Source organism: Paenibacillus sp. JT31N17 (genome assembly GCF_056269255.1).
Genome location: NZ_JBWDNP010000008.1, coordinates 15,929 through 39,184, shown reverse-complemented (window position 1 = coordinate 39,184; position 23,256 = coordinate 15,929). Strand labels below are relative to the sequence as shown.

The following is a 23,256-nucleotide window of genomic DNA, read 5'->3' as shown; positions in this document are numbered from 1 at the left end:
GCGAATTGCAGCACTGATTCCGTCAAACATGATGGGCAAGACAAATAAAGCCGGACATCAGACTGCCGCAGCAGTCCAAGTCCAGCTCTAATGGTTAACTCCAATTCTACTCTGTCAGCTGACCTTCTATCTTCTGAACCGTTTCCAGAAGCGTTTGGTCATCCCCTACATTTCCAGGGAAAACGATGTAAGGGACTCCGGAAAATTTCGCTTCTTCACCGGTCAGCCAGACCGGCACGCCCGCAGACACTTGACCGAGCACTCTTGCTTTGCGGATGTTCAATCCTTTCGTCGCGACATCGCTTGCCGTAATCCCGCCTTTTGCGATGATGAATTTGGGGATGACCTGCAGGGAGCGCACGAGCTCCACGAGGGCCGCGGATACCGCCTGGCTGATTTTCAGGTTCTCCGCCTTGTTGTCCGCAGCTACGAGTTTGCGGCTGCTGTATACCGCGACATTTTGCCCCTGAGCCAGACGCTGGTTCACCTCGGAAATCAGCCGTCCCAATTCACCCGCCCGCTCACGAGGCTGCAAAATCCGCCCCACTTCCATTTCCAACGGGAATATATCGGTGCCGCTCAGCAATTGCACCAACTGGCGCGTGGTCTTCTGCACATAGGACCCGACAACAACCAACCCGCCGCGGGATTCCTGTCCCTTCGCTGTCAGCCGCTCTCTTGGCAGATAGTCCAGATGCCCGATGCCCCCGTACGATTTAACGAAAGAGGCTCCGGTCCGGAAGATGAACCTTTTCCCCTGCTTCTCTGCCTGCAGGAGCGCCAGGGAAAGAACATCGAGATCCTCATAGGACATGCAGTTGATGATCACCGGCACATTTCCTTCAACCCGAAGAAGAAGCTCTTCTACTGCGGCTGGCCCCCGGCGAAGCTGTTCCAAGGTGATGACCGTACAATCCTCCGGCTGAATCCGTCCCTCTGTTTTCTCCGCGATCCATTCAGTCAAATCCCCATGTTCATAGCCAAAGACCTTGTCTTGGGCAAACTCGGTTTGTTGCACCGGAATCAGCGTGCCGCCTTCCAGAAGGTAATGCGTATTCCGGTAGGTTACGCGCCCGCCTTCGAAAAAGGCCGGAACGAGCAGATGTCCATCATAAGCTTTGCCCGTTAAGCGGCGTATCTCCGAAGATAACACATCGATCTCCAAAGGGTAATATCCGCGCAGGGTGGAATCGCTCCGGCTGACGAAAACAAAACCCTTTCCCGTTTCATCCGCCACCTCCTGCACATGGCGGGCAATTTCGCGGTTTATTCGCTCCGCTTCGCTCGCCTCAACGCCGCGTGTATTGGTCAGGATATAAAAGACCGTCTCCGGATTATCAAACGACTCGCGCAGCAGAACCTTGTCCCACTCCGTCAGGACGTCAATATCATGAACGGTTTGGACGCCTGTCGGATCGTCATCCAATACAATGATCTTCCGGTTGCCGGATTGATTGGCCTGCCTGATTTGCTCCCGAGGATTATCTCCCTGCCATACCGGCGGCAGCTGCGAGTGGATGGTGGAATAGGATAACCCGTTACCTTCCTCCCTCATTGCCGCTCCTCCGCGCCGCTTACGGTGACGTTCGCCAATCTCTCATAATACTGCACGATGCCTCCGTGATCATGATGGGCTTTGCCATCGACCTTTAAGGCATGGAAGATTTCCAAAAGCTGACCCGTCAGGGGCAGCGGCACACCGATTTCATGGGCGGTTTCCATCACATTGGCGATATCCTTCAAATTAATATCGATTCTTCCGCCTGCGACGAAGTTCCTCTCCAGAATCAGCGGCAGCTTCGCATCCAGGACAGCGCTTCCAGCAAGTCCCCCTCTAATGGCCTGATACATTTTATTCACATCAATTCCGGCTTTTGCAGCCAGCACGAGGGCTTCGGACATGGCGGCAATATTCAAATTCACCATGACTTGATTCGCCAGCTTCGCCGTTGCGCCTGCACCGTTCCCGCCTACCAGGATCGCATCTTGTCCCATCACGTTCAACACATCTTTTACATTCTCGAAAATATCCTCCCGGCCGCCCACCATAATGGCCAAGGTTCCATCTATTGCTTTCGGTTCCCCGCCGCTCACCGGCGCGTCCAGCATATGCAGCCCGCTCCCGGCCGCCTCGCCGGCAATTTCCCGGGAAGCAACGGGCGTAATCGAGCTCATGTCAATGATGACCGCTCCTGCCTTCGCCCCCTTGATAACCCCTTTATCCCCCAGCACCACTTCTCTGACATGCCCCGAGTTTGGAACCATGGTAATGATAATATCGCTGTTTTCGCCAACCTCTTGGGGAGAATCCGCCGCCGCGGCGCCGGCAAGAACTAATTGATCTATCGCTTCCTGATTAATATCATATACTGTCAACTGATAGCCTGCCTTGATCAAGTTCAGGGACATCGGCCTGCCCATAATGCCTAATCCGATAAAACCAATCCGCTTGTTCATTATGCTTCCTCCCTCAGACGATCACTTTTGCACCTTCGTACGATTCATCGCAGCCCGGATCTGTTCAAGAAACCCGCGGACTTGATCATAAGGAGGCCCGGAGAGCGCTTTGGGATGACTTGCATCCGAGTTCGCCCATATCGTCTCCAATGGAATATGCCCTCTATAACCGCTGAACCGGATTCGGGTAAAAAGCTCGTCCAAATCCGTCACGGTCTCCGTATGAAGTCCGCCGGGCAATTTCTTGACCTGGAAGTTATACGTGTAGGGGAGAACGGCTTCAATGTCATCATACCAGGCATAGCCTTCACCGGTGGGTGCCCCGAACGTTTTGTAGCAGCCCGTATCATTAACCACACCCAGATTGGGGTGATTGGCCCACTGCAGAATCCGGATGACCTGATCGGCAGTCGAGGTGATATCTCCATGATTTTGCATACCGATCCTGATTCCCCGCTGCGCACCATACTCGGCACACTCTATCAGAGCAGGGACAATTCTTTCCTTTGCAACCGCTTCCCAATCCGTGCTTAGAATATCTGCAGGGATTTCACCGTTGAACACGCGCATGACGGGCGCCCCCATCACGACCGCGACATCCATCCAATATTTGATGCGCTCAATGTCCATAGCCCGTCTCTCGGCGCTGGGATCGGCAAAATCGTTCTTGATTCCCGTCCCGCTTATTTCAAGTCCCAGCTCATCGCATAGCCTTCTAATCGTTCGGGCATATTCATAGATTTCTTCATCCGGTTTGGATGGCAGCGTGAAATTCTCATAGCCGGGGATAAAGTAGCAGGTGATATCTACCGAGTCGAAGCCCGCCTCTTTGGCATACCGAATCAGCGACATTGTATCGACGGGAGGCGCCGCGCCGTCCGGGCTGCCCTGCAGCCACGAAAACAAATTATGGCTGAAGCTGTATAAGTTAAGGCCCAGCTTGTAATCCCCTGTGTAATACGGCCCTTTATGGCTCTCAGTCAAATAGCGGCTGGTTGGAATTTGTTCGTATACCCTGGCTAGCGATTGTTCATTGATTTGGACATTACTCATTGACTTGGCTCCTCTCAGGCAGACACCTTTAGAAAAATGTAGGGCACCCGAGGGTACCCTAATTCAGGAAACTAAATTTCACTAGCTCACGCAATTCACACTTCTGTTCCGGCACGGTATGCTTCAAAACGGAGGCGAGTAGATAAAGTCTTTGCTTATATCATCGAGCGCTTGCAGAACGTCTGCAGAGAGATCGAGGTTCACCGCGTTCAAATTCTCGTCGATTTGCGATTCACGCGTCGCGCCGGCAATGACGGTGCTTACCGCAGGCTGGTGCATCAGCCAGGCCAGCGAGAGCGCCGTAGCAGTTGTTCCGATCTCCGCCGCGATCTTGGCCACCTGCTCGCCCAGCTGCACCCGTGCGGAGCTTACCCGCCCTGCAAAGTTGGGATTCTTGTCCAGCTGCGAGCCGCCTGGAACGGAGCCTCCCGAATATTTGCCGGTCAGAATTCCACCTGCCAGCGGAAAATAAGGAATGACCCCGATTCCCTGATCCACACAGAACGGAATAAGCTCCCGCTCCACGCCGCGGTCTGCCAGCGAATAGCCGGGTTGAACCGATATATACTTGATCAGATGCTGACTTTCGCTTATAGCAAGGGATTTCATCATTTGCCACGCGGCATAATTCGAAGCCCCGACGTATCTCACTTTTCCGGATGTAACCAGATCATCCAGAGCGCGGAGCGTCTCGTCAAGCGGGGTCTTCGGATCAAAAACATGGATCTGGTACAGGTCCAGGTAGTCCGTCCGCAAGCGGCGCAGACTTTCTTCGAGTTCCTTGAAAATATGCTGACGCGAGGAACCCCTGGTGTTCGGACCTTCTCCGTGCTTGATGCCCACTTTGGTCGTAAGGATCACCTCATGGCGCCGTCCTTCGAACGCTTCGCCGATAATCTCTTCCGACTTGGTGCCTGTATAGATGTTGGCGGTATCAATAAACGAGATCCCGTTGTCAACAGCGTGATGCAGCACCCGAATCGATGTTTCCTTGTCTGCCCGTCCACCGAATGCATTCGTTCCCAATCCCAGCACCGAGACTTCCAATCCGCTTGTTCCCAAATTCCGATATCGCATACCATATTCCTCCAATCTATTCATTTTCCCGATTAGTATAGCATGGAAAGCTCTATTACGCTGTCGAATAGAGTCAAAAACTAGCTCCTTAAAAGCCCGGTGAAAAAGACAGGCTGCGCATGCGGAAACGTCTTTTCGATATTTCGCAAGTACTGCAAGCAAGCTGGTGCGTGTCACTTGTCGATGAAGCTGTTGTGTTTCTTTGTCTTATCGAACGAGCTTTGCGCTCCGAACCATCGCGGGAATAACGCGAAGCCGGGCTTCTATCTATTCGTAAGAATGCCATTTTTCCCCTCTCTTGATAATTAGACTAAGGTCCTTTTCTTTGTTAGAAATTGTCGTAAAATAAACGTTTTAGATACACGACATAAAAAGCCACTCTGTATGAGCGGCCCCTATTATACGTATGCGTTATTTTTTGATAGGCACCTCATTGATCCAAAATACATAGTTTTGTGCCTTACTGAAGTCCTGCTCTGCTGGTTCAATCCAAAAGTAAGCTGTTTTGCCAGGCCTTATTGTTATCGGTCCAGCGGGACCATCATTAGGGCCAACTGACTTTTTATAAACATATTGACCTTCCCTGTCGGGTTCAACCAATAAATTCTCCAATCGCCCATCAGGCAATTGATAATAATCAATTGAAGCAATGTCCATATCATATTGCAGGCCAGACGGAGAATACAGCCATGGTTCGATTGCAATATCATGATCTGTATTGTTCGTCCATACAAATGAATCGACATCCCAATAAAAACCAAGATAACCCATAAAGAATTCATTCGACTTAATATGATAACCATAACCAATAAAGTAATGAACATCTGTCGTTTCGAGAGTTGAAGCAGGAGCTGCAGATACTGACTGTGAAGCAAAGAGTATGGATACAACTATAGCCATTGCAATAATAGATTTCCGAATCCGCATAAATGAATCCCTCCATTTTTTTCGAGATAGCGATTCGTATCCATCATGCCATGGTTCCCTCATTTTGCCAATACTTTATTACCCGAGCCCTGATCATGCTACTAGTGCTTAGGCGGCATATTCCGTGTGCCTGCTTTCTTAATCGCCGCCAGCGCCGCGGATGCTTTCCAGTTTAAGATCGCCATCCGCTAATTCCGATAACTCAAATCACATCATCGTAGGCTTGCTCAAGAATATGCAGGTAGTCCCCGGCGCCAATCGGGCGGATATTGCTTGGCGTTGAATTATTCTGCACAGCCAGCTCGACGATCCGGGGGAAATCCTCTCTCCGCACGCCCGGCAGGTCCTTCAGCTTCGGAATTTCGAGCTTTGCCGTAAACTCCCGGATTCCGGTGATCATTTTATCAATGGCGGCCTCGTCATCATCCGACTCTGCGGCAAACTTCATGATACGCGCCAGCGAGGCATGGATCGGCTTCTCTTCCTGCGTGTTGAATTTCAGCACATACGGCAAAAACACCGCGTTCGCCACCCCATGAGGGGTATCGTACAATCCGCCAAGCGCCTCGGCCAGGCAGTGGACAGCCGCAACATCGCTGGAGCCGAAGCACAATCCCGCGAGCAGACTGCCCTCCAGCATGCTATAACGGGCCTGCTCATGAGCCGGATGGCTGAAGGCGGTCGGCAGAGCAGCAACAATCGTCTGCATCGCCCTTGCGCCAAGCGCCTGCGAGATCGGATTGGTCACTTTGCATGTATAGCCTTCAATCGCATGAACCAAGGCGTCAACACCCGTTGCTGCGGTGACGGACCTCGGCACGGTGAAGGTCAATTGCGGATCAAGAACCGCAAGCAGAGGCCGCAGCGAGGCATGCTTAAGCGTAAGCTTGCGATGCGTGGAAGACTCGGTAATGACCGAGGAACGCGTTACTTCCGATCCGGTGCCTGCCGTGGTCGGAATACAGATGATCGGGGCGATATTGGTGTACGCCCGTCTGCCCTCGCAATAGTCAACCGGGGTGCCTCCATTCGGACCCAGCAGGGCGATCGCTTTGGCCGTATCCATTGCGCTTCCGCCGCCAATGGCAACGACAGCATCCATGCCCTGCTCAGCGAACAGCCTGGCCCCGGCAAGACATTCCGTATCCCTTGGATTTTGCGAGAGGGAATCGAACAGAACAACCCGGAATCCTGACGCTTCCAGCGCATTTTGAATCGGTGCGGATAATCCCGCCTTCACGACGCCCGGATCACTGACCAGCAGAATGGATGAACCGATCTGCAAGGATTGCAGCAACTCGGGCAGCTGGCCGGATTTGCCCATCCCCATCTCGATTCTCGTATTACAATAGTAGCTATAATCCGTCATCAATGCTTCCCCTATCCTTCTAAAGATTTGATCATCGAGCCTCTCGCTTTCTCCCGGTACAGCACAATTCCGATCATGAGCAAGGATAGAGCTACCAGAGCGCTCGGTATGAAGAAGATATCCGGCGTTATGCCCTCAATGAACAGCGGCAGGAAATATCCAATGAGAGACGCCGTCTGTGAAATGAACACGTACAAGCTGGCCCCGAAGCCTGTCCGGCTTAGGAACATCCGCTGCACATATCCCATGGCCACTCCGTACAGAATGGATACGAAGAACGAATAGAGCGGCTGTACGGCAAAGAAAACAGGAAGCGCGGAGCTGCCCGTATAAATCAAATAAGTGGCGAGCGCGAAGCAGCCGCCGACAAAGATAATCTTCTTACTGCCGTACCGTGCCGCCCAATATCCGCCCAGTGTCATGAACAACAGCTCGAATACCGCCTGTGCGCTCCATATGTAGGACATGATCTCCGGCTTGCCGAACAGCTTGAGTACGACAAGCTGCAAATATAATCCGCGGATGGCATCGGCGCAGGAGAGCATCAATAGGGCAATCAGCATAATAAGGGAGAAGGGTTCTCCCTTGACCACATGCTTCACTCCCGGTTCTCCTGTCGTTTCCTTAAACAACAGCAGCAGAGCCACCAGACACACATAGCCTGCCAAATTGCCCCACAGCACGCCTTTAAACGTGGCAATGAGGAAGATGTTCGCTCCGAGCAGCAGCCCTGCAAAAAATCCAACGCTGTAGGAAGCCCGAAGCCACAGCTGGGCCATCTCCACAATGTCGCCGGCAGTGCGGGAGAAATGATTGCGGGCCATGCCAAACAGCTGACCCATGATCAATCCCGATGGTGCGACCGTAATCGTCATGCCGATGAGCGCACTCCGGAAGTCCGTCGCGTTCATGTAGATGAACAACCCGATCATGCACAGGAAAGCTGCCAATACCGGGAGCCGCTTCTTGTTCTTCAGACGGTCGCTGATCCAGCCCACTGTAATGGTAATAGCCATGTTGCAGAACAGGGATACCGCGAAGACGGCAACGATCTGTACTTTGGAAAGCCCGATGCTCTCGTCAAGATATACAGCGTTCATGGGAGCCAAAATGCCGGTTCCTATACCGTAGAGAAACAACATGGTGAGCAGCGTCCCCGCTCCGGGGATCACAACAAACTTGCGGACGTCACGAATGATTTGCATGGATACCTCTCGTTATTCCTGTCATATCTATTACAATACCATAGATTTATACAGCTGCATCTGTTGATTTATAGAGCTGACAATGGGAACTAGTAGAAAGATCCTGAAATAACGTGCTTAAGCCCCAGCCCGGGGATTAACGGGAATTCCGGCTCAAAACCGATATCGGTGCTGGACCAGAGGAGTAGATGCGAGTGCATAAAAGCGGGCGAAAAATCTAATGGCTGTGAGCGACGCTATTTGGGTAAAAATGGAGATTTACAAAATGCAACGGTTGCCAGCGGGCCCTATTTCCCGTTTTTACGTAGGCAGAGGGGCTGTTTCGTCCAAATAAGCGCGCATACAACCGTTAGAAAAGAAACCTCCGTTTTTTGGGCCGATTAAGCGCTATGACAACCGTTAGCTTGGCAATGTTCCAAACAGGTCACTCGTTCGAGGCTAACCCGTTGGTCAAGCGCCGATTTCCAGGTTGAGCCGGAAATCCTCCAGCTGATCTCTTGTTATTCGCAAGCCGATGTTTTATATTGACATAATAGTAGGTCAAAAATAAAAGAGGTGAACGGACGAGATGACTCCACGCACGAAGGAACAAAACGAAGATATCCGGCTGCGGCGTCTGGCGCAAATCCGTAAAGCCGCTGCCGATGTGTTTTTGAATAAAGGGCCTTTACTGGAAATCCGCGATGTGGCCGCGCAGGCGGGACTCGGCTATGGCACGGTATACCATTATTACAGCAATAAGGGCGATTTGCTCCACGATCTGCTATGGGACGCGTTGGAGCGGGCCGGGGGATGGCTGGAGGCCCCGCTGGAGGTTCCGCGCGCTTCGGCTTCGGGGGAGGCGCCGGCGGGCGGGCATTTCGGCTTGGCTGCTGCGGCGGACACCGGGAACTCGGCTGCCGCGGATTCCCGAAGCGGAAGCCGCGAAACGGCCGCTTCCGCAGAGCTTGGCCCCGCCGCCGCCGCCAGCGTCCGGCTGCTGCAGCTTTGGGCGGAGGACCACGCCCTGTACCTGCTGTATAAGCTGGCCGGTGAAGGCTTTGCCTCGCTGCCTGAAGCGCGCTCGACCCCGCTCTCGGACGCCTTTCGCAGGGAGGTGCTCGCGCCGCTTGCCGCGCTGCTGGAAACCGGGCGTGCGGCGGACGGGGCTGCCGCTTCCGGCGGAAATGCGGCGGAGCCGCCGTATCGGCTGCAGCGCGCGGAAATGCTGCTGGCCGCCTTGGTCGGCTGCGCCTCGCTTTCGCTTCGCCGCGGAAAGCTGCACGAGGAGGCCAGGGATATCGCCCGGTTTTTAAAATTATAGAATTAATAAGGAGCGAATAAACAAAAGATGATCATTTTAAAATCACCTAGGGAAATCGAAGAGATGAAGCCGGCGGGCCAAATCGTTGCGGACTGCTACCGCGAGGTGGCCAAACTGATCAAGCCTGGGATCACCACCCGGGAAATCAATGACTTTGTTGCCAGACACATCACCAAGCTGGGCGGCAAGCAGTTTACGAAAGGGTACAACGGTTTCCCCGCCGAAACCTGCACTTCGGTCAACGATGTGGTGGCCCACGGCATTCCTTCGAACCGGGCGCTTATGGACGGCGACTTGCTGAAGCTCGACATCGTCGTGGAATACGGTGGATGGTTCGGCGATTCGTGCTGGTGCTATGCGGTGGGCAATATCCGGCCGGAGGCGCAAAAATTAATGAAGGTGACAAAAGAATGCTTGGATCTGGGGATCGCCCGGGCGCTCCCCGGGGGCCGGCTCGGGGACATAACGTCGGTGATTCAACAGCATGCGGAAGCGAACGGGTTTTCGGTCGTACGCGATCTGCTGGCGCACGGGATCGGGCGGAGCCTGCACGAGGAGCCGAACTACGAGCATATCGGCGTAGCCGGCAAAGGCATTCGCTTAAAGGAAGGCATGCTGTTTACGATTGAACCGATGGTCAACGAAGGTACGTTCCGTATCACGATCGACGACGATCGGTGGACGGCGAGAACGGCCGACGGCAAGTTGTCGGCGCAATATGAGCATACGATCGCAATCACGCCGGACGGACCGCTGATTTTAACTGCACAATAAGAATAGAGGCATGGTATCTCTCCGTTCGAAGTGTTCTATGAAGAGTATAAGCGACTGGAATATAGTTACATTATTTTTGGATCAATCTACTAGGGAACAGCCCCATCATGATGCCGATCTGGAAAGGATCAAGATTGACTTGACGACAAACTGGCCGTTGTCCCGGGGTTCAGGTCAACGGCCATTCTTTATCGGTTATTTATGATGTCGATGCTCGCAAGGACGATCAACGGGTTGCCTGGAAGGAATCCAGCGTTGTCCAGCCGTCCTTTCTTGCGCCTTCAATAGCCAAGCTAACGCCCGGAAGTCCGGTGTCCGGATCGAGCATTGCGATGGCCAATGTGTATTTTCCCGGATGCAGATCACGCGGCAGTGTATAGCTTACATTGACATCGCGACGACCTGGGAGCCATTCGGTCACGTCCTCCGACCCCACTCGCTGAATGCTTCCCGATACCAGCTTTCCTTTGGAATCGACAAGCGCGAGCGCAAGCGGCCATTCAAAGTAAAACGGAGCCACTCCCTTGTTGTTCCATTTCATGTGGATTCCCAGGGATTTACCGGCTTTGGCTTTCTTGTCATGAGCGACCGATTCAAGCACAAACCTGTACCCCATGGTGTTATGCATCAAATCGATATTGGCTTGTTGGCCTTCCGTTATGTCCTCGCCCAGCTCATACCTGGCCGGTGAAGAAGGTCCTAGCCAGGAGGTATGGCTTGCCCTTGTTTCCCGCAATGTCTCCATGATTGTATCATCGCCCAGGGACAATAACGGATTTCCGTTATAAAATTCCCCGCCGGAATAACCGTGTTTCCAGAAATCCGGCATCTTCGATGCGGCTTGCACAGCTGCCGGATCTTCGCCTTCCTCCACATACGGAGCGATCTCATTCCAGCCGTCGACGGTCCAATTCACCCAGGTGTCGGTTGCGCCTTTGCTGCCGAACACATCGTTGAACAATCCAAGCTGATTGGAGGCCGCGATTGGGTATGGCTTTCGCATGCCGATTTTCTTATGAGGAAATGCGTCGATGTATTGCTGCACATATTGATCCGACACCTTCACGCTCGGAAATTTACCGGATACTTCTTCCGGCCAGTTGTGAAATTCCCCCCAATGGCCGAGACTGCCAATCACAATAAATGCGATAGTCGGGTCATTATCGTAGCGTTTGCCCCATTCCTCAAGAACCCGTCCATGCTCTTGAATGAGCAGCGGACTGCTGTAGTTTGGCGCAAACCCTTTACCGACCACAGAAGACGGAGTATCGTACCATTTGCCGGCGCCGCTCTCGCCTTCCGCTTGAACCAATTCGTCATACAGCCATTGCGGAATATCCATCTCCGGATCGTTGCCGGGATCGTCCAGCACGAGTCTTAGTATCAACCGGTCGCCCTCAGCGCGCCACTTGGCGAACTGGAACTTTTGCTCCACCCCGGCCCAATCGAAAGTGCCTTTCACCGGTTCCAAATCCCGCCAGTTAATGTTCGCGTATACGAGCTTGTGGGGCTGTGGCAGGGGCTCCCTAGTATCGCCCCATCCGGCCCAGCCCATGAAGGGATTATCCAGGACATCGAACCGCTCCTGCGGCACAAAGTCATCGTTATGCTTCTTGACCGATATTTCCTCTTTAAGGGCAAGAGAGTGGCCTCCAGCTGCGGGAAGATGATAGACTTCCTTGCCGGTATAGCCCATTTTCAAAGGCTTGGCAGCTTTTCTGCCGATTTGATCCTGATAGAAGTAAATGAGAGCGTAGCTGTCGTTTATTTCCGCACGCACGGGACCGGCGTCGTTCCACTGCCCGTTCTTCTTGTTGTACAGGTACAGCTTGTTATACATGATTTTGGCGTCTGCCCCCAGGTCATCCCAGCCCGTTCCGCGGAAGCCTGTTGCAGCGTTATTGTCGGTATCCAGGTAAAACATGTTCCGGGTATCCACGGCATCGTTGTCAATGAACAGGTAAACCTTGGAATCATCCTGAGCCACTTTCGCTTCCAGGGATTCACCCGTTCCGGTGACAGAATTATCAATGGATGCCCAATCGCTTGCTTCGCCGTCGATCACAATCGGAGCGCCGCTGCCGCCGGAAGCGAGGGCATATTCGCCATCGGAAGATTTGGCCGGCGCATAGTTCTCACCAATGCCTATCGCCACACGCATCGATTTGCCGGCATTGGGGTATGCGGACAGGTCGGCATGAGCTTCCATGTTACGGAATCCTGAAGCGTCAGCCGTATCCGACACTTTCCAGTCCACCGGACCAATCTCTTCCCATGTCCAGCCCGGGCCGGCGCTGCGAAGCAGCTTGCCGTTCTGAATCAGATAGTCGGCCCCGGTGCGTTTGAACTCCCAGCCGAGGTATCCGGTATCCGGATCATTATCGCTATTGATGAATACGTTCGTTTCCACATCGAAGGATGTGGCCTGGGCCAATACGTACAATTGCTGGTCCTTTACAAACGCCTTCATCGCGGAGACAGATGCTTCCCCCTGGGCTGTCACAGGCAGCAAACTCCACTCATCGGAGCTGCCGTCCACCGTTATTTTGGGAATCGGAGGGGCAACAAGCGGGGCCAGAAGAGTTCTGTCCGGCACCGTAATGTCATTGGAGGTAAATCCAATCGAGAATGCCTTGGGCCCTGTCAAGCCGATATTCGTAAACGGAATGCGGTACTCCACCGTCTTGATCCCATTCTCATCCTTCTGCTTGTACTCCAGGACCGCGTCGTTGACCGGCGCCCAGTTCCAGCCTGCTCCTGTGCTTTGGAACAACGCACCGTTCTCAATCAGCCAATTGCCGCCGAATTCCGGCCATCCCACATCGGTGTATCCGGTGTCGGCACTGCGGTCGGTATCCAGATAAATGTCGTTGAATTCCGCCATGTTGCCTGTCACCAGCAGCACCAGACTATTGGCATCCTCTGCCGCGTACAGCGAAGTCAAGCCGTCTGCGGACATGGCGGCTGGCTCTACACCCGACCAATCCGACGCATCCGCATCGACCGTCACGTTCACATCCGGTCCGAACACGTTGCCGGACGGCGGCGGAACAGTCAGCATCAGTTTCCCCGGAGCCGGCAAGTATTGATCGCCTGCCAAAGCGAAGCCTACCCTTATATTAGCGGGTACTCCATCGCCCAGAACGCTCAATTCAGCCTCTGTTTCCAAAATATCGCCTTTTACAGCTTGCTGAACCGTTCCGACCTCAATCCAGCTCCCGTCAACGGCACGCCATATCTTTCCTCCCGAAATTTTCGCATCGATCCCGGAGCTGTTGTTCCATATCGAAACAGCCGATCCGGTCTTGTCGTTGCCATCCGTATCGATATACCAGATACCCTGGCTCTCCAATCCGGGCCCTTGAACCAGCAATTGCAGCTTTCCATCCTGTTGTACCGCCTTAATCTCTTGCAAGGATTGCGTTAAACTCGTGGAAGCATGAGGCACGTCTGCCCATTGTTCCGGTCTTCCCTCAAAACCTGCGCCAGCTCCGGCCGAAGCATCGGGGGCTTGTGCCCAAACTCCTGTAACAGCCAGAGAAGAAACGAGAACAGCCGCTAATGCTGAGCCTAGCCACCGCCGCGTCTGAATTGTTGTGAACATTGTCATAGCCTCCCTTAACCTCCCATTCGATGTAAGCGTACTCAATTCTGCGAATCGACAAACGTTGGCTTGCTCTAGCTGTCTTCTACTTATGTAAGTGTCCTCGCCTGTTGGTGTTATTTGTTATTGGGTGGGTAGTGAATATCTATTGGAGCATATCTCCTCCTTCCGGATTTGCGTGCTGCTTGGCGGGAACGGCTTATGGGAATTCCATGCCGCCGACGCCAGGGTAATAGCCACATTCATGCGCTTGGCCTTGCTGCTGTTTCAACTCGTTTGTGCAAATTGTTAATATTTGCAGCAAATTCTGTTCTCAATTTACGCAATTTTCCGCAAATTGTCAACGATTAATTTGCGCAAAATTTCCGACTTAATTGAATATTTGCCGCAAATAAGGATCGCCGCGCATACCCATGACTGTGAAGACAAATAAAAGCTGGACAAAAGGCTGCGTGATAGCCCCTAGTCCAGCTCAAACGTACGACCTATTTAAGTTCTGCTGAAATAATCTCAGTCTATTCGTTATTCTTCTTTATTCGCTCAATATGTTCAACTCTAACCCTTGGTTCAGTTATATTGATTCTTTCCATTTTGTCGTAAATCAATCTAATATCCTCTGGTAAAAGTAATGGTGCTGGATGCTCTGTTTGTAATCTAGTAAGTTTTCTTTGAATAAACTCTGATAATTCCACATCATAAACAACTAACTCGTCAGAATGAATTTTTCGGAGATCCGGATCGAGACTGAATGAGCATCTCATGGTAAACGAAATCATCGAGATGTATTTAACTTGCTTATACTCATCCAAATGAGATTCAATTGCCTTTATATGTCCGTAGTTCTGCATTAGAGGATTATACATTTTGAATCGGTTACTTACGCTCCAGTTCTTGTCATTGCGTCCACCCTTTATTTCGCCATTATAGTTCTTGGTTTCAATAACAAAGAGCCCGTAAGGTGTTATAACAAGATGGTCAATTTGCGAATAGCCGGATCTTGATTTTGAATTAGGAATTAGGAGGTCACTTAGATATTTACAATTCTTTGGCAGCTGATCCAATTGAATGTTTATCTTATGCTCGCCTAGTTCACCAATCCGAGTAGGCTCTATCCTATTACGGTGATTAATTCTTTTGAACTCTATCATTCTTTGGATTAGGTTTTTTCTTTGGACTGGCTTTTTTTAATAGAGCAAGCAATTTGTATATCATCTACGATTCTCCCCACTTCAGCTTACACTTTTTCCTCCGTTTGATCTCCTTCGAAAGTCATGAACATTTCACTCTGAAGTTTAATACGCCTGAATTCCGAACTTTAAAAGCTTCTTAGGCAAGATATCGTCTAAATTCTGAATATCCGCGTCATCAAGCTCTATTAACTTAAATCCATATTTATTATAAATCTCAAGCTTTACTTTTTTCCGTTCAACGTACTTCTCGTCATTTTCTAATCCCCAGTATTCGATGTAGACCTTGCCGACTGGCAGATAAAAATCACAGTAAACTTCTTCTTCAATCGGTAATCTTCTTTCGTAAGCATGTACAATTTCGGACATATACAGCCAATTATCTATAAGCATTTCAGCCCGGGAACGAACATAGTGACCGTCTGCTGTCCGATGTTTCGCCTCGAACTTATCACGAAAACCTACTGCCGCTGACGTTGGTTTCGCCTCTTTTTCGTCATTATTACTAACACCCTTAATACTTTGAATGGTCTCCAGAAGACGTTTGTTGGTCAAAATACTTTCATTCCAGCAAACATAAGGGATTCCGGTTTGGACATATTCAAACTGCTTACCACCAAGACTCTCACCAAGCTTGGTTAATGTCCATCCCTTGATGGACTTTTGGACCATTCCCAGCTCGGATAATATGGGATTCATTCTTAACTTCGAAATATTAAAATACTTACTTAACGTAGTCGTATTGACCAACTTGTCTTCTTCATCATCGGGAGTCAATAGCAGACCCTTGTTGTCTTCATCCCAAGCGATATAAGATCCATATTGAGGATGAAATTTCATTACACCTCCGACTTCTTTCCCTAAAGCCGTTAGTGTCCAATTATCATTTTCACGATTAATGAATCCTTTTTCTTGTAATTTTTGAAATAATTCTTTTGCTGAAATCTTCATTTCTTTGGATAGTGCGGAAGTGGAAATATATTTAGTCGTGGACATCGGCAGTTCCTTTCACTTCATGACTTTTACTAGTAAATATCGGCTTTATTAGAATCTGAATGAATATTCTTCCTTAAAAAAAATTCTTCTCAATGTGTAATTCACACTTATTCCGAGCCGATCAACAATGAGATTTCGAATTGTACTTTTCCCGCTCCCATTGTTCCCAGCAAATATGTACATGATCGGTGACAATTCATTGATGTAGAGCATCATGCTCAGTAACTGGAATAACTTGACCGTCATAGTATTCCTTTACAATCTGGCCTTCTACAGTTTTATAAACAATATATGTTTCATTAGCCTTAGCATCCAACTTTGCTCGATCGCCAGTGAGTTTGATAAGCTTTTGGAGATCTTTGATTTGATTCATGCGTTTTCACCATCCTATAACCTATGTATCTGCAAACAATAACACAATTAAACTTTGGGCTAAGTGAGCTCGGTTGCAAAAATAACAAAAAGCTGATTCCGGTTTAATTCGGACCCAGCTTTTAGAGCGAATCATGGATTTATCTTCAAATAATACTTGCCGCAAATAATGATCGCCGCGCATAGCCATGACTGTGAAGACAAATAAAAGCTGGACAAAAGGCTATGTGATAGCCCCAAGTCCAGCTCTTATCGTTCATCCCATTCTACTCTGACAGCATCTCAACAAACTTAATATCCGCGGGGGCAAAAGTAAACTCCTGCAGCTGGCCAGGGGTCACCCAGTAATACTCATCGTGATCCACAAGCCGGATCTCCCCGCTCACGAGCCTCGCCCGATAAGCAATCAACCGGATATGCGTCTGACCATACCAATGATCATTCTCATCAAAATACAAATACGGCTCAATCTCAATATTCATCTCTTCCCGAAGCTCCCGCCTTAGGCACTCCTCGGCGCTCTCATCAATCTCCAGCTTCCCGCCCGGAAACTCCCACAGGCCCTCCTGGGATTTCCCCTGCTTCCTCCTGGCTATCAGGATCTGGCCATGTTCATTCTCAATAATCGCTGCCGCTACTCGGATCATTATGCTCACGTCCTATACGATAACCTTGTTTGCTGCCGGGACCAGGGATGGTGGCATCTCTTCCTTTAAGCGCCATACGAAGCTCATTGGTTTATGGCCTTCATGCTTCACATATTCAGCTTCACCCAGGAATAAAAAAGGCGACGTATAGTTATTCTCGTCCTTGTACTCGCGAACGAATAAGACGATGCGATTCCCGGTTTGCCGATGGTGAATATATCTCTGTGCGGTGTTGGTTTCTTCGCCAATCCGGCTTTGCGTCTGCCAGTGGAACAAGCGCTCATTGACCGCATAATCCTCATACAGCGTGGAAGGCGAGAAATCCTTATCCGATTTGTTCAAGGTAATGAAGAAAATGTCCGTCTTCTTATCCTCGAAGTATTTGACTCCCTCACGGAAAGCTGGCGCCTTCTCCCCGTTCCAGAACCCGAAAGCCGCCAGAATCTGATCCGTGGAGTACTTGCAATGGACATCCAGCGGACACGCATAAGGGAATGGGTTCCTTCTATCAACAAAATCAATATGAGTATAATTGTACTTCAGAATCTGAAGCACTTCATCCCGGAATTCCGGGCACATAACAGCGGACAGAATCCCCTGCTCGATGCTCTCATATCCTTGCTTGACCGGCTCTGACCGGTAGAAGGTGTAATACAGCATGCTGAGCATCAGATGCTCTTCTTCGGAAACAGGCGCGCGACCATCCTCAAGATAGGTAATCAGGAATTCCAGGAGCCGTCGTGAGTTCAGACCAAGCAGAGCAGGAATGCGTTTGGTGACGAAATCCCCGTTCTCGAACTCGAAGGGAGCAATGAGCTCCGCCTCCGCCATCATTCCCTTGAACGTCCGGTTTCCGGTGCGACCACCGTAGAACTCCTGCAAGCTCATATGGTGATGCTGAACAAAATTCTCCAGCGTCAGCTGCAATCCTGTATCGCCTTCGAAATATTTCATCTTGTTAATGAGACTTCTCCGATTCAGTACAGCCTGCTTAAGATTCTTGAGAATATATTCCTTCGTCTGCTTCTCCAATTGAATGAAGCTGCCGCGCGGCAGCGTGGAGAAGCCATTTTCCATATAGTGCTGAATGGAGTGCTTCGTCTTGCCGATCAAGGCGCGGAACTTATCCGTAAAATTGTAGTCTTTGTGAGCTTGCCCGATAAAATCAAGAACGGTTAGGCATTCCTTACCTTCCGCCAGCCGCAATCCACGACCAAGCTGCTGAAGAAACACCGTCAGACTCTCCGTCGGGCGTAGAAATAGAATCGTGTTGACCTCTGGAATATCCACACCTTCATTATAGAGATCCACGACAAAAATCATACGGATCTCCCCACGGACCAGCCTGATCTTCGCCTGGTCACGATCTTGATCACTTGAATTACCGTGCAGAGCAATGGAGGGAATTCCCGCCTCCTGAAATACTTTGGCCATGTACTCCGCATGCTCCACGCCGACGCAGAATCCGAGCCCCCTGACCTGCTCCATGTCCGTAACATATTTTCTCATGCTGTTCAAAATCTGCGTCACACGGATCTTGTTGTTCGAATAGAGGTTCTCAAGCTCTCTGAGATCATAACCACGTCGGGACCATTTGACATGGGTGAGGTCGACGCTATCCGTAACGCCAAAATATTGAAAGGGGCTAAGCAGCTTCCGGTCAATCGCATCCGTGAGACGGATTTCTGCCGCAATCGTGTTATCGAAGTAGCGTAAAATATCCTTGCCATCCATCCTCTCCGGCGTTGCGGTCAAGCCAAGCAGGATCTGAGGCGAGTAATGTGAGAGTAACACCTGGTAAGATGGTGCCGCGGCGTGGTGGAACTCATCCACAATAATAAAATCATAGAACTCTGAGACTGTGATTTGAGCAAGTTTCATAGAATTGAAGCTCTGGATGCTAATGAAAAGATGATCAATAGACCAAGCACGATCCCCGCCAACATGAAGCTCTCCGAAATTCAGATCCTTCAGGATAAAACGAAACGTATCCCGGCTTTGCTTGAGAATCTCTTCCCGATGTGCAACGAAGAGCAGCCTGGCGCTGGGGTTTTGCTGTGCGAAGCGCTTGTAATCGAAGGCTGAAATAATCGTTTTGCCGACTCCAGTTGCGGCGACAAGCAGATTACGGTTTCTCCCATACAGCCTCCGCTGGGCATCGAGCTTCTCCAGGACCTCTTTCTGATAATCGTATGGGTGGATATCAAAATGAAAGTGGAACTCTTCTTGTTCCTGCAGCTTTTTGCGGCCTAGAGCTTCCTTCAGCTGCAGTTGATGCTCCTCGTTATCCACTGTGAAGCCCTTAAACTCACGATCATTCCAATAGCTCTCGAAGGTCGCTTCAATTTTCTTCAGAACATCATGGGAGTCCTTCTCCGTCACTTTGATATTCCACTCCAGGCCGCTTGTAAGGGCGGGGTTGGATAGATTCGAAGATCCTACATAAGCCGTTGTGAACCCTGTGTCACGCTTGAAAATATACGCCTTCGCATGTAAACGCGTGCGGTCGGTATCATAAGAGATTTGAATGACCGTGTTCTTGAGTCTGCCTAGTTCTGCGATCGCCTTGTAATCCGTGGCTTCCATGTACGTGGTTGTAATGACCCGCAATTGCCCGCCGTTCTCGGTAAAGTGTTCCAGCTGTTCCATAAGAATGCGAAGTCCACTCCACTTAATGAAGGAGACAAGCAGATCTATACGATCCGAGGTGACAATCTCATGCTGAAGCTCGCTCATCATATTTGGTTCGGAATGCGCGCCTGTGAACAGAGAGCTTTGCGATAGCGGTGTGGCCGGACGCAGTACCTTCTCGTCCTTGATGCCTCTGATATGATTGAGTTTCGAATAGACGAACGTCAGTAACTCACCCTGCTCATCCAGCTTCCATTCATCGAGCTCCTGATCATCAAGGCTAGTTCTCAAGGTTGATATGATTTCGTTACACATTCGTACCTGTGCCAATACGGCCTCATCATCATCCGTCATTTCTCTGACGATCTTCAGAGCTCTTCGCGTTACGGCCGATATATAAGTCGATAGAAGCTTCCGCGCCTCTTCCGAATCCAATCGTTCTTTGCCAATCTGGAACAAGGAAGGGTCCAATGCAGCAAGCTGATCCTTCGTTAATTTATTGATGAGTTGCTCGTATAGGCCTTGTTTCATGAGGCACCTCGATGGTAGTTGTTATTTGACAAGATATCTTGCTGGACCTCGAAACACTTCCCGGACATGCCATTCGAGAAAATTATCCTTGGGTTGATATAGCGGATGAACCGGATACCGGATGGGCTTCCCATGGAATCGCATCAGCCACTCTTCGAACCCGGCAGTTCCATGTGCCTCTTCAGCAACGAGCAAATCACGTTTATCCGTAATCGTGAACACCCCACTGTCGAACAGCTTATGATGCAAGGAGCATAGTGCGATACCATTCTCTTCGACATCTGGGAAAGGTCTAATACTGAATGGAGTATCTTTTCAGTCAAGTCAGTTGCGGCTTAGATCAAATTAAATTACTCTTTTATTACTACTACTGTAAGTGATACACAAAAAAATAATATCATTAATAATTTCAGTATTAGCCTCTTTTTGGAGATAAAATTAAGAATTCGATAATACTTAATGAACTTGAAACAATTCCACATAAAATATATGCTACCAAGTAGAAGCAGTCCCCAAATCATTGCAACGTGTTTGTTGAATGAAAATAAGATATACCACTTATCAGCAACAAATTCGAATATTGTTTGTAATACCAGCGGAGAATAACTAATTATAGCTCTAAGAAAAAGAAATAATACTATAAAATACAATATATATTTCAAAAATAACACATAACGATATACTTCCCAGTCATTTTTTATAAATTTATGAAAATGATATCTCTCAATTAACCTTTTTCTAACTCTTGGGTCTAAATGGCGCACGTAATTTAAATTAGAATATCTTTCATCCGTAAGGCTAGTTTGGTTAATATGATGTTCAATAAGATGAATTATATTTTTTTTCCCCGTTAAATCAACTGTAAATTTATCCGCTAAATTTTCATCTACTAAACTGCAAAAAAAATGATAGAAAAATTTCAGGACTCCTCGAATAACGATTAAAACATGAATAAATAAACCTACAAATTCACCAGCTAAAAATATTCTAGATAATACAAAAATTTGCCTAACTCTAACTCTAAACATATCAAGTTTGATTATTACATCATTGATTAGATCGACTGCTTCTTTATTTATTAAATGAATCGGCCAATGGATTAGATGATAGATCTCATGATAGATAGCAGCCATTAAATTCTTCTCGGGTAAATTCAAAAGCCCTTGATGAATAACAATGTAGCCTACTTGAGCATTCGCATTTGAAATTGCGTTTACCGTAAGTTTTGAACGTATGAAGACGTAAACGGTTTGTTTAATTTTTATTTCATTAAAAATCAAAGAGAGTTTTATACTTAGTGCTGGATGTACATCTTCTAAAGGCATATCTTCATTATCTACGTATAATTCTGCCTTACGCTGCTTTATAATTCTTCTTCCTAGTATCCCTATAACAGCAATAACAGCAACCAATTGAATTACTATATAAGAGACATGATTATAGAACATAACTATGAATAGAAGAAGTATAATTTGAAGTAACATGCTAATTATAGAACAAATAAGCAAGAAATATGCCAGTATAAACCCCATATATATCTTATTTATAATCATTCACCAGCTTTATTGTTATTTCTTAATATCCATTCAGATATAACAGATTCGTTTTCTAGCTGATTATATAAATTATTATATTTTGCAAAGATAATATTATTATGAATGTCACTTGACACATCCGCATCACCACCTATCACAATAATACCTCTCACTTTTTCTTTTACTCCGATGCTTTTCAGATATCTTTCATAGAATTCTATTTTTGAGAACATATTCTTCAAATAATCATTCTCCTTCTCTTCAAAAAAAGACGGTTGTATATCTATTAGAAAATATTGTTTTAATGAAAATTGAGCAATAGCCCCAAAACTCTGAGTTTTATTTTTTTTCTTATCAATAAGAGTTTGATATCGGCTAAAGGCAACTGCATTCGCAAACAGTCGATTTTCTAAAAGGTCAAAGATATTAGACTCTAATTCAATTAGCAAATTTGTGCTAGGCTCCTCTAGTAAATTGCTTGAAGTATTAACATGCCCACTTTCAGATTCGAGCAACAATATCTTCCCTTCAGTCTCTTCTTGAATCTGAGTCGGTGACATTGATTGTACTTCAAATTGATTTCCTGACGATCTACCCGACATAAGGCGTTCGAACATTTGAATAATATGCAGCAAATATTGTTTATCGGATACCAAAGGTGCAATAATTAGCATCGCTAAAACATTCGGAATCCAATAGTTACAAAGTAAAGCTAGTCCACATAAGATTAAAACACCAAAAACTCTTAGCGGAATTACACCAAATTTATCTTTGTTCAATTGTTTGATTAAATACCACATAGCAATCAAGCAACCCATTAATAGATAAACCACTCCAATAAGTTCTGCTATCGTAGAATTATGTATGTTAATCATTTTGTTGAAATGACCTCCCATTAGAAATATGAATCATCTAATAAATACTATCTGCTACTTCTTTTTTCATAAGTTTTATCTTTCGTTCTGTGTCGTAACCAATCACCCGCTAAAAGTTATTGACCGTTACTGCCGTTTTACTAACAACTTTGGTGAAACATCCAACTATGAAGACTAGAGACACCCATGTATTGTTTTTCATATTAGCTGTCGTACCATATTGGACCGTATTGCCCCCGCACAAGCTAGTAATATCGTTCCATTGTGGAGGTAGACATATCATAAGCTCAGAATATCGAACGCCCTACTCCATCCTGTACGGTCATAGATACTTGATAGAGTATCTGAAACAATTTGACCGCATTTTTGCCAATATATGTTCAACGTGATTATATAATATTAAAATTCTCCGTCGAATGAACTATAATATCACCACCTAAATATGATGTATTCCTAAAATTCGACAAAATACTTCTAGCTCCTTCCTATAATAGCAAGCCTTATCTTAATCACACCCTATGATCTTCCTATAAAACCCTAATTTATTGATTTGAATCCGGATTAAAATGCAAAAAAAAGAGTCGTGTATAAACGCACGCCCCCGAACCCTCCAAATTACCTACCTAAAACCACACAGGGCAAGTCGTTATTGGAATATATAGTATTAAAATTTTTAGAAAAAAATATTCCCCTGAACAAACTATCTTCGTTGT

The 23,256-nt window shown here is 48.2% G+C and carries 17 protein-coding genes and 1 pseudogene; 2 read left to right on the top strand and 16 right to left on the bottom strand.

The genetic code is table 11. The features are described from left to right. Positions 1 to 106: 106 nt before the first annotated feature. From AC0YOB_RS23335 to AC0YOB_RS23305, 7 genes are all read right to left on the bottom strand, one after another. A complete protein-coding gene (locus tag AC0YOB_RS23335; protein WP_475794793.1) occupies positions 107 to 1,555 on the bottom strand; it encodes a four-carbon acid sugar kinase family protein in 1,449 nt (482 codons plus the stop codon). Next, complete coding sequence (gene garR / locus AC0YOB_RS23330; RefSeq protein WP_475794792.1) at positions 1,552 to 2,457, bottom strand: 2-hydroxy-3-oxopropionate reductase; 906 nt, start codon at positions 2,455 to 2,457, stop codon at positions 1,552 to 1,554. The genes AC0YOB_RS23335 and garR overlap by 4 nt, the downstream gene beginning before the upstream one ends. A 21-nt stretch (positions 2,458 to 2,478) precedes the next feature. Further along, positions 2,479 to 3,510, bottom strand: coding sequence for a sugar phosphate isomerase/epimerase family protein (locus AC0YOB_RS23325; protein ID WP_475794791.1), 1,032 nt, complete (start codon positions 3,508 to 3,510; stop codon positions 2,479 to 2,481). Between the two features lie 123 nt (positions 3,511 to 3,633). Further along, positions 3,634 to 4,587 (bottom strand): aldo/keto reductase, encoded by a 954-nt coding sequence (locus AC0YOB_RS23320; protein WP_475794790.1) that lies wholly within the window; start codon positions 4,585 to 4,587, stop codon positions 3,634 to 3,636. Between the two features lie 411 nt (positions 4,588 to 4,998). Next, on the bottom strand, positions 4,999 to 5,514 hold the full coding sequence (locus AC0YOB_RS23315) for a hypothetical protein (RefSeq protein ID WP_475794789.1): 516 nt from the start codon (positions 5,512 to 5,514) through the stop codon (positions 4,999 to 5,001). A gap of 202 nt (positions 5,515 to 5,716) precedes the next feature. Continuing rightward, positions 5,717 to 6,883 (bottom strand): iron-containing alcohol dehydrogenase, encoded by a 1,167-nt coding sequence (locus AC0YOB_RS23310; protein ID WP_475794788.1) that lies wholly within the window; start codon positions 6,881 to 6,883, stop codon positions 5,717 to 5,719. A gap of 11 nt (positions 6,884 to 6,894) precedes the next feature. Further along, positions 6,895 to 8,088 carry an MFS transporter gene (locus AC0YOB_RS23305; RefSeq protein ID WP_475794787.1) on the bottom strand — a complete coding sequence of 398 codons (1,194 nt, stop codon included), beginning with the start codon at positions 8,086 to 8,088 and terminating at the stop codon, positions 6,895 to 6,897. Positions 8,089 to 8,656: 568 nt separating this feature from the next. Here AC0YOB_RS23305 and AC0YOB_RS23300 point away from each other — a divergent pair. Both AC0YOB_RS23300 and map read left to right on the top strand, forming a co-directional pair. Further along, positions 8,657 to 9,391 (top strand): TetR/AcrR family transcriptional regulator, encoded by a 735-nt coding sequence (locus tag AC0YOB_RS23300; RefSeq protein WP_475794786.1) that lies wholly within the window; start codon positions 8,657 to 8,659, stop codon positions 9,389 to 9,391. A gap of 27 nt (positions 9,392 to 9,418) precedes the next feature. Beyond that, a complete protein-coding gene (map, locus tag AC0YOB_RS23295; RefSeq protein WP_475794785.1) occupies positions 9,419 to 10,165 on the top strand; it encodes a type I methionyl aminopeptidase in 747 nt (248 codons plus the stop codon). A gap of 226 nt (positions 10,166 to 10,391) precedes the next feature. Here map and AC0YOB_RS23290 read toward each other — a convergent pair whose 3' ends face one another. The 9 genes and pseudogenes from AC0YOB_RS23290 to AC0YOB_RS23250 form a co-directional block, all read right to left on the bottom strand. Further along, a complete protein-coding gene (locus AC0YOB_RS23290) occupies positions 10,392 to 13,769 on the bottom strand; it encodes a DUF4832 domain-containing protein (protein ID WP_475794784.1) in 3,378 nt (1,125 codons plus the stop codon). Positions 13,770 to 14,284: 515 nt separating this feature from the next. Further along, positions 14,285 to 14,830, bottom strand: a complete 546-nt coding sequence (locus tag AC0YOB_RS23285) for a nuclease-related domain-containing protein (protein ID WP_475794783.1) — start codon at positions 14,828 to 14,830, stop codon at positions 14,285 to 14,287. Positions 14,831 to 15,061: 231 nt separating this feature from the next. Next, positions 15,062 to 15,952, bottom strand: coding sequence for a glycerol kinase (locus AC0YOB_RS23280; RefSeq protein WP_475794782.1), 891 nt, complete (start codon positions 15,950 to 15,952; stop codon positions 15,062 to 15,064). Between the two features lie 196 nt (positions 15,953 to 16,148). Next, positions 16,149 to 16,325: a hypothetical protein gene (locus AC0YOB_RS23275; RefSeq protein WP_475794781.1), complete on the bottom strand. Its 177-nt coding sequence runs from the start codon at positions 16,323 to 16,325 to the stop codon at positions 16,149 to 16,151. A gap of 265 nt (positions 16,326 to 16,590) precedes the next feature. Continuing rightward, the gene (locus AC0YOB_RS23270) at positions 16,591 to 16,971 is read right to left on the bottom strand and encodes a (deoxy)nucleoside triphosphate pyrophosphohydrolase (protein WP_475794780.1); all 381 of its coding nucleotides are present in this window, start codon (positions 16,969 to 16,971) and stop codon (positions 16,591 to 16,593) included. A 12-nt stretch (positions 16,972 to 16,983) separates the two neighbouring features. Beyond that, a complete protein-coding gene (locus AC0YOB_RS23265) occupies positions 16,984 to 20,133 on the bottom strand; it encodes a DEAD/DEAH box helicase (protein ID WP_475794779.1) in 3,150 nt (1,049 codons plus the stop codon). A 21-nt stretch (positions 20,134 to 20,154) separates the two neighbouring features. Further along, positions 20,155 to 20,418: pseudogene (locus AC0YOB_RS23260) on the bottom strand (HNH endonuclease); the annotation flags it as partial. 65 nt (positions 20,419 to 20,483) lie between these two features. Continuing rightward, on the bottom strand, positions 20,484 to 21,545 hold the full coding sequence (locus AC0YOB_RS23255) for a hypothetical protein (RefSeq protein ID WP_475794778.1): 1,062 nt from the start codon (positions 21,543 to 21,545) through the stop codon (positions 20,484 to 20,486). Positions 21,546 to 21,682: 137 nt separating this feature from the next. Further along, positions 21,683 to 22,543 (bottom strand): hypothetical protein, encoded by an 861-nt coding sequence (locus AC0YOB_RS23250; RefSeq protein WP_475794777.1) that lies wholly within the window; start codon positions 22,541 to 22,543, stop codon positions 21,683 to 21,685. Positions 22,544 to 23,256 lie beyond the last annotated feature (713 nt).

Excerpts from the sequence above, each read along its gene's own strand:
- AC0YOB_RS23335 (WP_475794793.1), bottom strand. The coding sequence starts at position 1,555 with ATGAGGGAGGAAGGTAACGGGTTATCCTATTCCACCATCCACTCGCAG.
- garR (WP_475794792.1), bottom strand. The coding sequence starts at position 2,457 with ATGAACAAGCGGATTGGTTTTATCGGATTAGGCATTATGGGCAGGCCG.
- AC0YOB_RS23325 (WP_475794791.1), bottom strand. The coding sequence starts at position 3,510 with ATGAGTAATGTCCAAATCAATGAACAATCGCTAGCCAGGGTATACGAA.
- AC0YOB_RS23320 (WP_475794790.1), bottom strand. The coding sequence starts at position 4,587 with ATGCGATATCGGAATTTGGGAACAAGCGGATTGGAAGTCTCGGTGCTG.
- AC0YOB_RS23315 (WP_475794789.1), bottom strand. The coding sequence starts at position 5,514 with ATGCGGATTCGGAAATCTATTATTGCAATGGCTATAGTTGTATCCATA.
- AC0YOB_RS23310 (WP_475794788.1), bottom strand. The coding sequence starts at position 6,883 with ATGACGGATTATAGCTACTATTGTAATACGAGAATCGAGATGGGGATG.
- AC0YOB_RS23305 (WP_475794787.1), bottom strand. The coding sequence starts at position 8,088 with ATGCAAATCATTCGTGACGTCCGCAAGTTTGTTGTGATCCCCGGAGCG.
- AC0YOB_RS23300 (WP_475794786.1), top strand. The coding sequence starts at position 8,657 with ATGACTCCACGCACGAAGGAACAAAACGAAGATATCCGGCTGCGGCGT.
- map (WP_475794785.1), top strand. The coding sequence starts at position 9,419 with ATGATCATTTTAAAATCACCTAGGGAAATCGAAGAGATGAAGCCGGCG.
- AC0YOB_RS23290 (WP_475794784.1), bottom strand. The coding sequence starts at position 13,769 with ATGTTCACAACAATTCAGACGCGGCGGTGGCTAGGCTCAGCATTAGCG.
- AC0YOB_RS23280 (WP_475794782.1), bottom strand. The coding sequence starts at position 15,952 with ATGTCCACGACTAAATATATTTCCACTTCCGCACTATCCAAAGAAATG.
- AC0YOB_RS23275 (WP_475794781.1), bottom strand. The coding sequence starts at position 16,325 with ATGAATCAAATCAAAGATCTCCAAAAGCTTATCAAACTCACTGGCGAT.
- AC0YOB_RS23270 (WP_475794780.1), bottom strand. The coding sequence starts at position 16,971 with ATGATCCGAGTAGCGGCAGCGATTATTGAGAATGAACATGGCCAGATC.
- AC0YOB_RS23265 (WP_475794779.1), bottom strand. The coding sequence starts at position 20,133 with ATGAAACAAGGCCTATACGAGCAACTCATCAATAAATTAACGAAGGAT.
- AC0YOB_RS23250 (WP_475794777.1), bottom strand. The coding sequence starts at position 22,543 with ATGATTAACATACATAATTCTACGATAGCAGAACTTATTGGAGTGGTT.